Raw genomic sequence first — 17,718 nt, forward strand, 5'->3', positions numbered from 1 at the left:
TACCTGTTCGCCACAAATTTAAATTTAATTTGACAAAACGACCTTTCTCTATGCAATAGAAGTAATGTTTTTATTAACGTTTTCTAACGTTTGCTGATAAAATCCTACATAAATCGGTAAAATATTGGAGACGTCAAAATCTTTGGCTCTGCTAAGGGCCCCATCTTTGAATCTATCCAAATTGGCATCATCCAGTACATGAATGGCTTTTTCGGCCATGGTTTCAGTATCACCCACATTGCACACAAACCCAGAGGTACCATCCAGGTTGAGTTCTGGCAATCCTCCAGCGTTGGTAGAAATCACTGGCACTTCACAGGCCATGGCTTCCAGGGCTGCCAAGCCGAAACTTTCTTTTTCAGATGTCATCAAAAATAAGTCAGCAACTGAGAGCACTTCTTCTACTGCCTCCAACTTACCAAGAAACCTTACGTCATCAATGTTGCAAAGGTTCCGGCAAAGTTCTTCCATGTGAAATCGCTCTGGCCCATCCCCTACCAATAGCAGCTTAGATGGCACTACTTTGCGCACGCGGTTAAACACATCGATCACATCTTGCACCCGCTTTACCTTTCGGAAATTGGACGTGTGAACGATCAACTTTTCATCGTTGGGGCAGATGGCTTTCTTGAAATGGTCCTTCTTCTGTTTTTTAAACCGCTCCAGGTCTATGAAATTGGGTATCACTTCTATTTTGGTGGTGATATCAAACAAGTTCATGGTGTCCTTACGCAGATCATTTGATACTGCTGTTACTCCGTCTGACTGATTGATGGAGAAAGTCACCACAGGCTCATAGGTAGCATCTTTTCCCACCAGGGTAATGTCTGTACCGTGCAGCGTGGTAATCACTGGTATATGAATCCCCTTGGTTTTTAGGATTTGCTTGGCCATGTATCCTGCTGAAGCATGCGGTATGGCATAGTGTACGTGCAGAATATCAATTTTTTCGTGCTCCACTACGTCCACCATCTTACTAGCAAGTGCCAGCTCATAAGGTGGGTAGTCGAAAAGCGGGTATGATTTTACGGAAACTTCGTGGTAAAAGAGGTTTTCGCTGAAAAAATCCAACCTCGTAGGCTGTGAGTAAGTGATGAAGTGAATTTCATGCCCTTCTTTGGCCAGCGCCTTTCCCAGCTCTGTAGCTACCACGCCACTCCCTCCATAGGTGGGATAACATACTATTCCTATTTTCATGAATATGGACCGTTTAAGTCACCGCAAGGTTTAAAAATAACAATGCGTAAGGTGGCAAAGTTAATCGGCTGAAGGAACCTTTCGGTGTTAGTTCATCCATTTAGCCAACAATGCCTCGTACACGACATCCTGAATTCTTGTACGGATATCACGCGTAATAAGTTGATAATTGTCGGCATTGGGATGTATCCTGTTAGACAAAAACACAAAGATGAGGTTGTATGCAGGGTCTGCCCACACCATGGTACCTGTGAAGCCCGTATGGCCAAAACTTTGCTCTGTAGCCAGCCTGGAAGCATTGCCTAATCGATCGTCTTTTTTATCCCAGCCCAGTGCACGTCGGTTGTCTGGAAAAAAGCGTCGGTTGAAATAATCGATGGTAGTGGGTGAGAGCAGTTGCTGCTCTGCATAACTTCCCCCTTGCAGCAGCGTCTGTAGCACTACCAGTAGTTCGTGGGCATTGGCGAAAAGCCCAGCATGGCCTGCTACTCCTCCAAATACCGCAGCATTGCGATCGTGCACTACGCCCCATACGAGCTCATCCCTAAAATAATAGTCGTATTCCGTTGGAGCTATTTCAAATAAATCAAATCCTTTTTCGAGTGGGTTAAAAGCAAGGCGGGTTAAGCCCAGTGGCTGATAAAAATGTTTGGTAAGGAAAGACTCCATCGATTCACCAGAGACTGCCTCCACCACCTGGTGCAGCACCATAAAGCCTATATCACTGTAACTGTAATGCGGCACACTATCGTAGTTGAGCAACCGTGACTGAACAATCCAGTTTTTCAAGGAGTCTATGAGGACTGGTGTTGGCCGAATGCCATAGCTCCTTTTATCTGACAGCAGATCTGCCTCCGTTTCATAATAAAAAGCCTCCAATCTATCCGCACTCAAGGCTTTTTGCCAAAAAGGCACGTACGGACGCAATCCGGCATTGTGCGCCAGCAGGGCACGAATGGTAATATCAGACTTATTGGACTCCTGATACGCCGGCAAATAGTGACTCAAACTGCTGTCCAGGTGGATTTTACCTTGTTCGTAGAGCTTCATCACGGCCAGCAGCGTAGCACTTACCTTGGTGACAGAAGCCAGATCATACAATGTGGAGCGGTCTACAGGCAATAAGCTGTCATAGGTCAGAAAGCCATACGCCTCATCCAGCACGATGGACCCATCCACTGCTATGGCTAGCTGAGCACCGGGAGTACTACCCGTCTGGATCGCTTCTCCAACGATGGCTTCTATCTTATCACGAGCTTCTTTATCCAGCCCCGACATCTCCGGATGGGCATAGCCCAGTTTCAGTTTGCCAGCTACAGGTTCATTGCTAAAGCCTGCGAGTTCTGGAAAATCATAAGGCAACTTGCCTGTAGCCTCTGTAGCTCCAAACAACTGCTGTGGTATAAGGTAGTTATAGATGTCACTTTCCAAACTGTAGAGCAGGGCGGCATCCAGTTGTGAGAGCAAATCTTTGGCATGGCTTATTTCGCCTATAAATATCAGTTGGCGCCCCTCCGTGCTCAAGCCTTCAGGCACAAACGCATTGTTATCCAGCACGATGGGAGCCTTAGCGTGATTGATGCCTACATACTCTGTGATCACGTAAGCATATTTCCGCAGCATGTTGGCCGTAGCGCCATAGGGCTCATTGGTCAAAAAGCAAACTGTATCTACCTCTAAAGGAAGGACCCCATGCTCCCGCTGTAGAGGCACTACCGAAGCCCTACTCATCGCCATCCCCAGTTGATTGGGCAGCGGGCGGGCAGGCTTCAGTGTTCTTGGCTCATGACGCAGCCTCAGCATACGCTTCACCCTCACCTCTACGGGGGTTTCATCTAATAACCTTTCTGCATATCTGGACAATTTCCTTTGAACTTCAGACTGCTCCTCTGTGCTCATTACCCAAAACAAGTTTTCTTGTAGCAGCTGAGCCATTTCTTTGCGCTTGCGCACAGGCTCAAAAGCCAACTGCTCTCTGGCTAGAAAAAACGCGGGATCATGCGCCTGCATCTGTCGCAAGACCAGTGCCGATCTATTGAGCGTGTCGGGCATGGGTGGCAACACTAGAAAATCAATACCCCGATCCTGACTGACAGATTTGAGGTAATGAAAATAGGTGCTCAACAGGTCTGATCTCGAAAGAGAAGCAAGCGTATACAGGTCTGGTAAGTTATGCAGCTCATTAAGAAGAGGGTTGAGCCGATCATCTAGCTGTACGGCAATCAGTTGGTTGGCCCGGGTGACAGCCGTCTGGAGCGGTTTGTCAAAATATATACCGGCAAAGTCACGCTCATAGATGGGGCTCTGGCTTTGGCTATAATCTGCCCACAAGAGCTGCTGCACGCGCTCCACATCGGATAGTTGCCGATAGAGACTGTCCACGGATTCGGATGCCTGAACACCTCCAAGGAGTATCACGGAACTAAACACTGACAATATGCTTTTAAGAAAATGCATTGTGTCAAATTAAATTAACTTTGTTCAACTGGTAGAGCTGGCGGGTAGATTTCTGGGATCAAAGTGGCAAATACCATACCGGATGCGTTGCCATCTCAAGACAAACCAGCCTTTTCAAGACAAACACAACTATTCTCTATGAGATTCCCTTCATTCATAAAGGTATCAAAATATAGGCGATTTGGGATAGAACCCCGCTACTATGACCCCATAAAGGAGGAAATAGAAGAGCGAACTGCTCGAATCAAACAAGAAATGAAAGCTGGTGAAAGCACCCCTGGTTATGTGCCCGGGCGCATCAACTTTGAGCGCAAAACGGAATCCATACCTAATTCTTCTTTTCTACAGCTTCTGATTGCTGCCGTACTCGGTACTACAGTGATCGGCTGGTTATACTTTGGCAACCAGGTGTTTTACGCACTCTGGCTGGTGGTGCCCGTTTACTTATACTTTAGATTGAAAAAAAAGAACTCACGTAGCGCACAATAGATGGAGGACATAGTTCACTTGCTGCCAGACAGCATCGCGAACCAGATAGCAGCAGGAGAGGTAGTACAGCGGCCCGCGTCGGTGGTAAAAGAGTTGCTGGAAAACAGCATAGATGCCGGTGCTACGGACATTCGGCTGGTTATCAAAGATGCAGGCAAAACACACATCCAGGTCATAGACAATGGCAAAGGGATGAGTGTGACCGATGCCCGCATGAGTTTTGAGCGCCATGCTACCTCCAAAATCCAAAAGGCAGAAGATCTGTTTAAAATCCGGACCATGGGCTTCCGAGGAGAGGCACTGGCCTCTATAGCTGCGGTAGCGCAGGTGGAGATGAAAACCAAGCGCCAGCAGGATGAGCTCGGCACGCAGCTACACGCTGAAGCTTCCGAGATCAAAAAGCAGGAGCCTACGGCCACCAAAGACGGCACTTCTATCTGTGTGAAAAACCTCTTCTACAATGTACCCGCCCGTAGGAATTTTCTCAAGTCTAATCCGGTGGAGCTTCGCCACATTACCGATGAGTTTATCCGCGTGGCGCTGGCCAATGCGGAGATCGGGATGACGATGCTCAACAACGACCTGGAAATGTATCAACTGGACGGGGGCAAACTGAGCAAGCGCATCGTGCAGCTTTTTGGCAAAAACTACCAGCAGCAGCTTATCCCCTGTCAGGAAGAAACCCCCCACGTGAAAATTGAGGGGTATCTGGGCAAGCCCGAATTTTCAAAAAAAACCCGCGGGGAGCAGTTCTTCTTCGTAAACGGACGCTACATCAAAAACCACTACCTCAATCATGCGGTGACTACTGCTTACCAGGGGTTGCTCAAAGAGGATTACCACCCTTTTTACGTGCTTTTTATCGAAATGGACCCGCTCCATGTGGATATCAATGTACACCCGACGAAGACTGAGGTGAAGTTTGACGATGACCGCATGCTCTATGGTGTGATCAGCTCCGCAGTGCGCCAGGCCCTGGGCTCATTCAACGTGACCCCCTCGCTGGACTTTGACACAGATGTAAACTTCGAGCAGTTTACCTCCCCCGACCGACCAAGACCTGCTACCACCAGTGCGCAGGACAGCAACTATGCACAGTTTAAAAACATCGACAAGCGCGAAAAAGCCAAAAACTGGGAGGCCCTGTATGATTTTGCCAAGCGAGAGGACATCATTCCCGATGAACAGCTAGAGCGAGAAGCTCCTACTTTCAACCCTAATCCACAAGAAAACACCCTCACGTTTTCGAGCAAGATCAACGAAAACGAATCTCCAGAAATGGGACCGAGCAAGATTTATCGCTTGCACCATCAGTACCTCATTCGGCAGGTGAAGTCTGGCATGACCATCATCGATGAGCGGGCGGCCTTTGAGCGCATCTTGTTTGAGAGATATGAAACACGCCTCGGCAGCCAGTCGCGCGCTTCGCAGAGTACGCTTTTCCCACAGCAGCTTTCGCTAAACCCTTCGGACTACTCCCTCGTTATGGAGATAAAGTCGGAGATCCAGCAGCTGGGTTTTGAGTTTGAGGAGATGGGGCAGCACATGATTGTGATCCAGGGAGTACCTGCCGAGCTGAGCAACTGTAACGAAAAGGAAGTATTTGAAGAGCTGCTGGAGCAGTACAAATACAACCAAAAAGAGCTTGGCCTCAGCCAAAAAGACAATATTTGCCGGGCACTGGCCAAACGTACCGCCAGTATCAAGTGCAAAAACATGAGTGACCAGGAAGCAGAGCAGCTTATTGAGCAGCTTTTTGCCTGCAAGCAGCCCAACTATACGCCTGATGGCACTCCGACTTATAAATTGATTAGTTTAGACAAAATAAAAAGCTGGTTTAGCTCATGATGAGACTTACACCAATGGTGAAAAACATCCTGATTGCGAACGTCGGGATTTTTTTTATTCAAGCCATATTATCACTGCCACTATCCGACATATTTGGTCTACGGGTCATCTTCGGGGATGAATTTGCGCCCTATCAGTTTGTGACCTACATGTGGATTCACGGGAGCTTTGGCCATATTTTGGGCAATATGTTTGCCGTATTCATTTTCGGGCCTATGCTGGAGCACGTGTGGGGGTCCAAGCGTTTTCTGACCTTTTACCTCATCTGTGGTATTGGTGCCGGAGTGCTCTACGGAGCTATTGATTTTGCGGAAACGCTCGATCTGAAAAATGACACAGAAGCTTACCTGCAAGACCCGAATCCAGAAGATTTCGAAATCTTCATCATGGAGCACAAGCTACCAGGCATGAACGTAGGAGGGCTCGCCGGGCTGGCAGATGAGTTTCATGAAAATGCCAACAACGCAGCATATATCAATGAAACCAAGAGTGTGGTAATGACCATCTACGACCGCCTGACCAACATCCCTATGGTGGGTGCCTCAGGAGCAGTATTTGGCATTTTGATGGCCTTCGGCATGCTTTTTCCAAACACTCAGCTCATGCTGCTGTTTCCTCCTATACCGATCAAGGCGAAATATTTGGTGCTATTTTATGGTCTGTATGAACTTTATGCCGAATTTAGCCGCATGCCGGGAGACAACATTGCCCATCTGGCGCACCTCGGAGGAATGCTCATAGCATTCATTCTGCTAAAAATATGGCAGAAAAACGATCGACGATTTTACTAGGATATGAACAATAGCATACTCGACGATTTTAAGAACGCCTGGAACAAACCGAACAATGCTCCAGCTCAGCTGATCATCATCAATGTGATCGTATTCCTGTTTTTGGGAGTACTGATGGTGGTAAGCCGTCTAGCAAACTTTGAGGTGTTGTTTGATGTCGTGTATGACCAGTTTTCCATCCCCCCACTGCTTTCCGATTTTATACTGCGTCCCTGGACACTGTTCACATATGCTTTTGCACATAGCCTGAGCGGCATATTTCACATCTTGTTCAACATGCTGGTGTTTTACTGGTTTAGCCGGTTGATACTAGAATTTTTGGGCAACAACAAAGTCATTGCCATCTATGTACTCGGTGCACTGGCTGGAGGAGTGGCCTATTTGTTGGTTTACAACCTCATCCCATTTTATCAGGATACTGCACCAGGTATTACTGGCATGGTGGGTGCTTCGGCAGCTGTATATGCCACGGTGGTAGCTGCGGCGGTTTTTATGCCCAACTATACGTTCTTCCTACTCTTTCTAGGTCCCGTGCGTATCAAATATATTGCAGCGTTTTATGTGGTAATCTCCTTTTTGGGAAGTACTGGCGGCAATGCCGGTGGCAACATTGCCCACCTGGGTGGAGCGCTAATGGGCTGGCTCTACATCGCGCAGCTGCGCAATGGCACCGATCTGGGCACCTGGATCATCGCCACCATGAACTGGTTCAAGAGCTTTTTTGTGCCCTCACCAAAAATCAAGGTAACGCACCGCTCTGCACCCAAGCAGTCGAAGGCTCGTAAGTCAGCTGCAAGTAGTGCCAAAACCGAGCAAGAAGAAATAGACGCTATCCTGGATAAAATCTCCCAATCTGGCTACGACAGCCTCACCAAAGAAGAGAAGCAAAAACTCTTCAACGCAAGCAAAAAGTAAAAATCCCATTTTCTGCCAGCGTCATTCACCCACGCATAAGTAGGCCTTTACCCCAAATACAGGTACACTCACCACAAGCATGCCTCTAAAGCGCCTCTCCCGGGCCTTTCAAACTTACTTTTACTACAGGCTTTATGCCGCTCAGGCAGCAATACGTTGTAGTGAAATTAACTAATGAAATATAGGTGAGGCGCCGCCTGCTCGCCTACAGTCGAAGCTCTAACTGCACATCTACTCGCAGAGCTTCATGTCGTACCATACCGCTAAACCTATGAAAGACTCCAAGACCTTCAAAAATAGCCTACTGATTTTCGCATGGCTATGCTGCACCACACTGAGCGCTCAGACGCAAGATGACTGGGCGCGTATCACCTCGGCCCTGCCAAAAGCCGAAGCTTCAAACACCTATGATTACTTTGGGTACTCCGTAGACATGGGAGATGATTACTATGCCGCTATTGGCGCATACTACGACTCCAGATATGCAAACAGAGCCGGAGCTGCCTACGTGGTAAACACGAGCTATTCAATGGCTACGGCCACCCGTGTAGATCCGGAGGACCCCAAGGCCTCCAATGCTTTTGGTAAAAGTGTAGCGATCTACAATAACTGGCTGGTGGTAGGAGCTCCCGGTGATGATGACGGTGGGAATTCCGCAGGGGCTATTTATATTTTTAAAAGAGTGGCCGGAAGCTGGAGACAGCATCAGAAAATCGCCGGAACCTCCGCTGGAGGCAGGCTTGGAGAAAGTATAGATATAGATGGTGACTTTATAGTGGTAGGCTCGCCCAATTACAATTCTGATCATGGCAGAGCCACTTTTTATGAATACAATAGCTCTACAGATTCCTGGAGCGTAGATAAAAACTTTGCTTCGTCTTACTCTAATGTGCCCGATCGCTTCGGCTGTGCCGTAGCAATTCATGGCAACTATGCGGTTATCGGTGCTTTTGATGATGACAAAGACGTGCCAAATACTCCTGAAGGTGCTGCCTATATATACTATTTCAATGGATCGTCGTGGAGCTATTCTGTGCGACTTAAAGCCAGTGACGGAGCCAAAGACGACCATTTTGGTGATGCAGTAGCGATTTACAACCAGACAGTAGTGGTGGGGGCATTGTATAACGACCATACGAAATCGAATGCTGGAGCCGCTTATGTTTTTAACACCAGCGGAACTCAACTACACAAGTATACGGCATCCGATGCGAGTACATCCGACTACTTTGGGAGCTCAGTAGCCATCAACAGCAACACCATTCTGATAGGAGCTTCAGGATTTGATGGACCTTCCATCAATGGCACGGGAAAGGTTTATAGTTACTACTACCTACCCTACAGCAACAACCATCACTTCACCTATGAGACCAGCACATCAAACGGCAGTGCGTCTTTTGGTAACTCCGTGGCGCTAAGTAAAAACAATCTGGCCCTAATCATGGGCGGATACCGAGCCGATCGCTCGTCGGACAAGCCCATGGCGGGAATTGCCATTAGCAGAAGAAGATCGAGCTCAAACGGATCTTGGGTCAATGGCCTTACCTTCTATCCGGGCAGCTACTATACCGTAGTGGAAGACTTTCGGCATGGGTATGCCGTGGCAATGGACGGAGACCTGGCCGTAGTGGGCACTTACTACCACGACCATGATGGCAATTATCTGAATTCCTCCGGTGCGGCTCACGTCTACAGCAAACACACTAACGGCACCTGGATACATCGTACGATTTTGACCGCAAGTGACCGGGAAGCCAGTGACTATTTTGGTCAGTCGGTGGCTATTTCAGGTAATACGATCCTGGTAGGGTGCCCTAGAAAGTCTTCAAATGATGGCGCCGTATATGTTTATGAAGGGTCGGGCTCTAGCTGGAGCCAAACACAGAAACTTACTCCGTCTGTAGCTGACAGTGAATTTGGTGATGCCGTAGCCATACATGGAGACCAACTGGTGGTAGGAGCTTACAAACACACTGGATCTCTGACTTATGAAGGAGCTGCCTATATCTATGAAAGAAGCGGTGGCAGCTGGTCACAAACAGCCACCCTCAATTCCCCCAATGCCGTAACCAGCGGCTATTTTGGTAATAGTGTAGCCATAGACGCAAACACGGTAGCAATCGGCGCAGAACAGCATGCTGTCAACGGGACCAGAAATGGTGCGATTTATGTGTACACCAAATCAGCCAGCACCTGGGGGCTATCTGCAACGCTCACTCATAATGCTACCAGCACATCTGAATACCTCGGCACCTCTGTAAGTATAGACGGAGACTGGATTGCAGCCGGAGCGAGAAGTGGCTACAACACTTCCAACACCAGGTCGGGAGCGGTTTTCGTCTACCAAAAGCCGCAAACAGGATGGGCAGACGCCACAGAAACGGCCAAAATGTATCCTTCTGATGGAAACGCTTCGGACTACTTTGGGCAGAGTGTCTCCATAACCGGCGATCAGCTCATCGTGGGAGCGTATGGACACGACCTCACCGGCTCCAACCAGGGAGCAGCTTATATCTTTGAGCGCCCGACAGGAGGCTGGGTAACCGCGTCTGAAACGAAAAAAATCACACATGAAACTCCAGAAGACTCAGACTACTTTGGCTATGCGGTAGCCGGTGATGGAGCGACGGTATTAGTTGGTGCTTATCTGGATGATAACAATGATTTGAGCAATACTGGCTCCGTTTTCTTCTACGAGCGTGACATCAACTATGCTCCGGTTTTCACAAAAGGTGCTGATCAGCAACTCCGACAATGGGACACCACAGCCCAAACCATCCAAAACTGGGCCACAGGCATTGCTGATGGAGATGACGGTTCACAAACTTTACACTTTGAAGTGACTACCGATCGGGAAGAGCTTTTCACTACCCTACCAAGTCTAAGCACGAACGGCACACTTAACTACACCATCGCCGGGGATACCGGGACTGCCACCGTCAGCATTGTCCTCAAAGACAATGGAGGCACCTTGTTTGGCGGAGTGGATTCATCGGCTGTAGCAACTTTTGAGATCGAGGTGCAGCCCTACTTTGAGGTCTTGACGCAAATAGATGCAGATGAAGGCCATAGTCATGATTACCTGATAGGCGATATAAATGGCAATGGTCGTCATGATGCTATCGTATTCACTCAAACTGGCAACACCACTGGCAACACAAAGATTTATTTAAGAAACAACGATCAGACGTATTCACCCTTGATTTCTCCACTAGTTACGCTCCGTCCGGTGAGCTGGAGTTGGATTGATTTAAATTCTGATGGCGCTCTGGACTTGTTCATATGTGAAGCAGATGAACAAGCCAACTATTCCTCCGCTGTTCACATCAATCGAGGCGATGGTGTATTTGAGGAGAAATACGATTTGAACTTAGATATTTACATTGGCAATCCGCTAGCTGGTGATTTCGACAATGATGGAGATCAGGATTTGGCGCTTTACGGTGGAAATACAATAGGCTATATCCTTTTTGAAAATAGCTCTGGAAACTTAGTGGAGCATTCAGTTTTAGAAAACTCAACCAGCCTCTTCTTATCATTAGCAGTTTCTGACTTCAACAAAAACGGAGCGATTGATTTTATCACCGGAACCAGATTTTACATTAATAAGCAGGGATTGACTTTTGAAATTCAACATTCCGGATTCGCAGACGCACCGAGCCCTGACCAACCATTAGTTGCTGATTGGAATGCCGACGGGTATGCAGACATACTTTACAGTGGACATTCAAAAACTATCGGATCATCTACCCAGCCCGACAAATTCTTAAAACTATTTAAGGGAACGTCCACTGCTGAATTTATTGATGTTACGCCCTCAAATCTTCCAGCATTAACACTGAAGGCATCCAATCACGGTGACATCAACAATGATGGCTATGCTGATATCCTCTTCCATGGCTATGATTTCGATTCCCAATATTTGCCAGGCATTTACCTCAATGAAGGTGATTTTCAGTTCTCAGACAAATACATGTCCATATTTGATATTGGCACTGAGGTGATCGACGACCCGTATTTGCATGATATTGACAATGATAACGATCTAGACATTCTGTTTTTTCAAGGAGGAAAACTAAAATCATTTGTCAATACCACGACTCCAAACACCGCTCCCGCGCTACCTAGCAACCTTTTGGCCACCATAACCACACCCGGCGAGGTAGCCTTTAGCTGGACTTCTGCTACAGATGTAGAAACTCCCGATGCAGCACTCACCTATGACCTGGTCATTGCTAAAGGGACCTTCGCAGCACCAGATACCATCATCAAAATAACTCCAGCGGATTTAACAACAGGGTTTAGAAGACTTGCAAAACCCGGAGACATCCGAACTACTTCCTGGACACTGCGTGGCATTTTACCAGAAGGTGACTATGAGTGGGGCGTACAAGCCATTGATGCAGGATTTGTAGGGGGTGCTTTCGCTAAAGGAAATTTCAGTGTTTCAGCTGCTAAAGCAATCACCTCGTATAGCATCCCGGGCGCGAAAAACCCTGAAGCAGTAATTGACACTGCGCATCATTCCATCCATGTGGAAATGCCACTAAATGCAGACCTATCTGCCCTGACAGCATCTTTCACCTTATCCGCTAAGGCCACGGCTGCCGTAGCAGAGGTTGCTCAGGAAAGTGGAGTCACCCCAAACAACTTTATCGATACCGTCACCTACACGGTAACTGCCGAAAATGGAAGTACGCAAGACTGGAAAATCATCCTGAGCTACCCTCCGTTTTCCAAAGTAGAAAAAGGTCTTATGGCCGTACACAGTGGAAGCGCTTCTTGGGCAGACTATAACGGCGATGGCTACATGGACCTACTCCTATCTGGCACAGACGCTAGTTCTTCGCCACAAACATCACTCTACACTAATGATGGCAGTGGCATCTTCACCGAGTCTAGCACTTCTTTCTCATCGCTGGGCGTGGCAGAAAGCCATAGCTCCTGGGCAGATTACGATCATGATGGTGATCTGGATCTACTCCTCACCGGAACTTCCAACGCCAGTCAGGCCAAACTTCTGAAGAACAATGGAGGCACTTTTGAACTGCAAACCACAGCCATTGAAAGCGTACGCAATGGCACGTCAGCCTGGGCAGACTTTGACCTGGACGGAGATCTGGATGTAGTAGTAGCAGGGTTGTCTAGCTTCGGAATCAAAACCACATTATACCAAAACGATGCAGGAACTTTTGCAGCAGTACAAGCTGGACTAACGCCTGTCTACAATGGCGATTTGGCATGGGGGGATTATGACCTGGACGGAGATCCTGATCTATTGCTTACAGGAACTACCACAGGTGAAGAGCCCGCCTCTACACTTTTCACCAACAATGGAGATGGAACTTTTACCGAAGTAAACGCCGGGCTGGCAGCGCTGGCAGAGAGCGCCGCAGCATTTGTTGATTTTGACAATGATGGTGATCTGGATATTGCCTTGAGTGGAAATGTGGAAGTCAGCATCAATGCCACCAGAATCTACCTCAACGATGCAGGCACTTTTACTGAAAGCACTATGGAACTCATGGAGCTAAACGAGGGATCAATGGCATGGGCAGACCTCAACCATGACGGGTACCCAGACCTTACCCTCACTGGAACAGACGACAACAACCAGGGCTTTTCTTTGCTGTATTACAACCAAAAGGACGAATCTCTTCGAAAAGCGCATTTTACAGATTTTGAAGGGTTGAAAAAATCATCTGTAACCATAGCTGATGCAGATGGAGATGCGGACCTGGATGTGGTGATTTCGGGATTGGGCAAAGACCCGGCTACTCATTATTTCGAAAACAATGATACCCTAAGCAACACCGCTCCTCAGGCTCCTGAAACGCTTTTGGTCAACTCTGAAGAAGACGGAATGCTGAAGCTCAGCTGGTCGATGGGAACTGACGCTGAGACCGCTTCTGCTGGACTGTCTTATGATTATTATGTGAAAAAAGACGGGCAGCTGCTGATTTCGGCACCAGCCAACACCGACTCAGGTGTACGCATGCTAACCACTGCTGGAGCGCAAAAACACACGAGTGTCAACATTCACCTGACGCTGGATTCATTGTCAGTGTATGAAGTGGGTGTTCAGACAATAGATGCCGGAATGGCTGGATCAGCATTTAAGACCTATACATTTACTTATGGCGCACCATCGGCTACCATCGAGCTGAGCGACACCCAATTGATTTCTGGAGAGTCCACCACACTTACCATAACCTTCACAGAAGAAGTTAAAGGCTTTGATCTATCGGGCATTAGCGGTGCAGACGGAGTAGTTGGCGATTTGCAAACCAATGACAACATCACCTTTACGGCCAGTTTCGTACCAACGGCTAATCAGGAAACCACTCAAAACACGCTGATCATCGACCTGACCCAACTCACGGATCTGGAAGACAACCCGGGAGTAGGCACGAGTACTTCACCTGAGTTTTCCATAGACACTAAAGCTCCGGAACTATCCGTGACCATCAGTGACCTGCTGATCAATGGCACTGAAACAGCTGAGGTAACCTTCAGCTTTACGGAAGAGGTGCGAGGGTTTGGCATAGAGCAGGTGACTGCTACGGGGGGCACACTTAGTGATGTAACTTCCGCCGATGAAGGAATGACTTATACCAGCACTTACACACCGGCATCAGACCTGGACAAAGACAGCCTATTCATCGCAGTAAATTTTGATGTAAGTGATGTAGCCGGCAACCTGGCTACAGGCCTGGTGCATTCGGACACTTTTAGAGTAGATAGCCAGGGGCCTACCGTTAGTATCGCTGTAGCTAAAAACTTGTTGCTAATAGATGACTCGACGCTTGTGACCATTACCTTTTCAGAGGCAGTTTCAGGTTTTGACAAGAGCGACATCACCTTCTCCAAAGGTGAGCTACTGGACATGACCACTCAGGACAGCATCGTTTTCGAAACCATTTTTGTGCCTGCTCGAGAGACTGCATCCGCAGAAAACCAAATTTCAATCACTTCCCAAGGCTACACCGATGTAGCCGGAAACATTGGGTCTGTGATCGCTTTGTCGAACACCTTTGAAATAAATACGGTCACTCCTACAATCACCTTTGATGAGCTGGTGACTAAAACGTATGGTGACGCAGCTTTCGATCTCGAAGCGAGTGCATCGTCAGGGCTGGAAGTGACGTTCCAAAGCCTGAATACTGATGTGGCTACCATTGAGGGTAAGACAGTCACCATTTTGGCTGCAGGGACAGCAGAAATTCTCGCCACACAGGATGGGGATACCCAAAACAACCCTGCACAATCGGTGAGCAGAATACTGACTGTAAACAAAGCTACCCTGAATGTTTCCGTGAGAGACACCACCCGGGAGTATGGAGAAAGCAATCCAGTATATACGCTGGAGTATGCTGGCTTCCAAAACGGAGAAGATCAACAATCGCTTGCCGCTATTCCTACAGCCTCTTCTGATGCTTTGCCTGCTAGCCCGGTTGGGAGCTATGACATCAACCTATCTGGTGGGTCAGCAGATAATTATGAGCTAAACTTAACCGGGGCCACGCTGACGATTACCAAAGCTCCGCTGACGATTACCGCTGTGAACAGGTCACTTGCTTATGGCGTAGAAAACCCAGAACTGTTTCTGGAAGCGACAGGTTTTAAAAACGAAGATACGGGCGATGACATCACACTCCCGACCATTTCCACAACAGCCACTGTTACAAGCGATGTAGGCATATATCCAATAGCGCTGACCGGTGGAGCGGCAACCAACTACGAAATCGAATTGATCCCCGGCGAACTGGAAATCATCCAAAGAACGGCAGTAATCAGTATTGGAGATGCTCAGCGCATTTACGGTGAGGAAAACCCCGAGTTTAGCTTCCAGTTCTCCTTGTTTGTAAACGGAGATGACAGCACTGTACTCATCACCCAGCCGGAACTTACAACTACAGCCACTACCTCCAGCGATGTAGGCACTTACCCGATCACTGCAAGTGGTGCTACGGCCAAAAACTATCAGTTTGAGTATCAATCGGGAACGCTGACCATCGAAAAAGCCACGCAAAGTATCGTACTAGAACCGATCGATGGAAAGGACGTATCCGATGCACCATTTACTGTGACTGCCTCTGCCACTTCAGGTCTGGAGGTAACTCTTGACGTGTCTGGCCCGGCTACTGTTTCTGGACATACACTGACCCTTACCGGAGAAACCGGATATGTGACCGTCACCGCCACACAAGCCGGTAATGGAAACTATTATGCTTCCGATGCAGTATCGACCGGCTTTGAAGTGACAGACAAAACGAAAAGCGACCAGACTATCAGCATCGTGTCTATTGCAAATCAGATTTACGGCGCAGGACCTATCGTTATCGATGCCTCCTCGGATTCTGATTTGGACGTAAGTCTGGAAGTATCAGGGCCAGCCATCTTGAGTGACGACACACTGAAAATCACCGGGGTAGGACTAGTTGAAGTGATCGGTATTCAGCAAGGGAATGAGCAGTACAACCCTGCAAGCGCTACCATTTCTTTTACGGTTAGTCAAGCCACCCTCGAGGTGACCGTAGAAAATCACACGATCACTTACGGTGATGCTTTACCGACACTGACCTATGAGATTTCGGGATACATCTATGGAGAGTCTGAAAGCAATCTTTTGGAACTCCCGGAAATCAGTACGGAAGCCACGGCGAGTAGTGATGCAGGTAGTTATGTGATCACCACCGCTGGTGGAAAAGCCGATAATTACCTTTTTGAAACTGTAGATGGCACCCTCACCATAGAAAAGGCCGACCAGACAATTTCGCTAGCTCCTATAGCCGATCAAACTACAGATCAGAGTGAAATAACCATTTCTGGAAGCGCAAGCTCAGGACTGGAGCTTCAGTACTCAGTGGAAGGTCCAGCCACGGTTTCAGGGTCTACGCTCACACTAGATGGCAACACGGGCATCGTGGTACTCACCGCCGCCCAACCAGGTAATGTCAACTTCAATGCGGCGGCATCCGTATCAGTCAGCTTTATGGTCACATCAAAGGACAAAACAGACCAATCCATCACTTTTGACAGCATCGCAGATCAGCCCTACGGTCATGTTTACAGTTTGGTGGCTACTGCTTCATCAGGCCTGCCGGTGAGCTTTGAACTGATAGATGGTCCGGCCACACTTTCAGGTAATGACCTCACTATGTTGGATATCGGGCTTGTGACGGTAAAAGCATCACAGGCTGGAGACGCCACACATAACCCGGCCGTAAGTGTCACTCGATCTTTTAATGTAAGCCCGGCGAAACTCAAGGTAATCGCCAATGACCTGACGAAAGTCTATGGCACACCTAACCCCGAACTTACCTGGATGTACGAAGGGTTTGTTTTTGATGACTCAGAAGCAATCCTAGACCAACTACCAACTGCAAGCACGGACGCTACGACTACCAGTGATGCCGGCACATATGCCATCAGCTTGAGTGGAGGTCAGGACAGTCACTATACGTTTGAATATTTGAGTGGGAAACTGACCATCACCAAAGCACCAGCTACGATCACGCTGAGTGATCTTGAGCACATGGCAGATGGTACTGAGAAGTTACCAGTAGCTGTTACCAGCCCTGAAGGACTGGCAGTAACCTTCACGTTCGAAGGATTGGAAGGTGCTCCTGTGCTGTCCGGCTCTTATCCCTTCACTGCTACGATAGCGGATAAAAACTATGAAGGATCAGCCGATGGCACATTGGTAATTGCTGAGGTATTGGAGGCGGTGATTGCCGCAGGCTTACAAGCCTACCCTAACCCAACCCTGGACTATCTGAATTTCTCCAACCACCTACCAGAAGCTCAGGTGCGAGTGGTAAGTCTGGATGGACGCATGGTGCTCGAGCAGCCATTCACCGATCGACTGGATGTTCGCCAGCTACCTGAAGGACACTATGTCCTCATCATTCAGACTGATGAAAAACAGGTATCCTTACGATTTGTGAAACAATAAAAACTAGCGGTTTATATTGGCAGGGCGGCCCCATTTGGGGTCGCTTTTTTTATGTTAGCCTCT

The 17,718-nt window shown here is 48.1% G+C and carries 7 protein-coding genes; 5 read left to right on the forward strand and 2 right to left on the reverse strand.

The genetic code is table 11. The annotated features are described in order from the left end of the window. Positions 1 to 48: 48 nt before the first annotated feature. Both bshA and C7460_RS04005 read right to left on the reverse strand, forming a co-directional pair. Positions 49 to 1,197, reverse strand: coding sequence for an N-acetyl-alpha-D-glucosaminyl L-malate synthase BshA (gene bshA / locus C7460_RS04000; protein ID WP_115866794.1), 1,149 nt, complete (start codon positions 1,195 to 1,197; stop codon positions 49 to 51). Positions 1,198 to 1,284: 87 nt separating this feature from the next. Next, on the reverse strand, positions 1,285 to 3,654 hold the full coding sequence (locus C7460_RS04005; RefSeq protein WP_115866795.1) for a serine hydrolase domain-containing protein: 2,370 nt from the start codon (positions 3,652 to 3,654) through the stop codon (positions 1,285 to 1,287). A gap of 138 nt (positions 3,655 to 3,792) precedes the next feature. On the opposite strand from C7460_RS04005, the gene C7460_RS04010 reads away from it, so the two are divergent. The 5 genes from C7460_RS04010 to C7460_RS04030 all read left to right on the forward strand — a co-directional run bounded on the left by C7460_RS04010 (position 3,793) and on the right by C7460_RS04030 (position 17,655). Next, positions 3,793 to 4,143 carry a hypothetical protein gene (locus C7460_RS04010; RefSeq protein WP_115866796.1) on the forward strand — a complete coding sequence of 117 codons (351 nt, stop codon included), beginning with the start codon at positions 3,793 to 3,795 and terminating at the stop codon, positions 4,141 to 4,143. Continuing rightward, the gene (gene mutL / locus C7460_RS04015) at positions 4,144 to 5,991 is read left to right on the forward strand and encodes a DNA mismatch repair endonuclease MutL (RefSeq protein WP_115866797.1); all 1,848 of its coding nucleotides are present in this window, start codon (positions 4,144 to 4,146) and stop codon (positions 5,989 to 5,991) included. After that, on the forward strand, positions 5,988 to 6,782 hold the full coding sequence (locus C7460_RS04020) for a rhomboid family intramembrane serine protease (RefSeq protein ID WP_115866798.1): 795 nt from the start codon (positions 5,988 to 5,990) through the stop codon (positions 6,780 to 6,782). The genes mutL and C7460_RS04020 overlap by 4 nt, the downstream gene beginning before the upstream one ends. 3 nt (positions 6,783 to 6,785) lie before the next feature. Continuing rightward, positions 6,786 to 7,697 carry a rhomboid family intramembrane serine protease gene (locus C7460_RS04025; protein ID WP_115866799.1) on the forward strand — a complete coding sequence of 304 codons (912 nt, stop codon included), beginning with the start codon at positions 6,786 to 6,788 and terminating at the stop codon, positions 7,695 to 7,697. Positions 7,698 to 7,968: 271 nt separating this feature from the next. Continuing rightward, positions 7,969 to 17,655, forward strand: a complete 9,687-nt coding sequence (locus C7460_RS04030) for an MBG domain-containing protein (RefSeq protein WP_170147878.1) — start codon at positions 7,969 to 7,971, stop codon at positions 17,653 to 17,655. Positions 17,656 to 17,718 lie beyond the last annotated feature (63 nt).

Source organism: Marinoscillum furvescens DSM 4134, assembly GCF_003386095.1.
GTDB lineage: Bacteria > Bacteroidota > Bacteroidia > Cytophagales > Cyclobacteriaceae > Marinoscillum > Marinoscillum furvescens.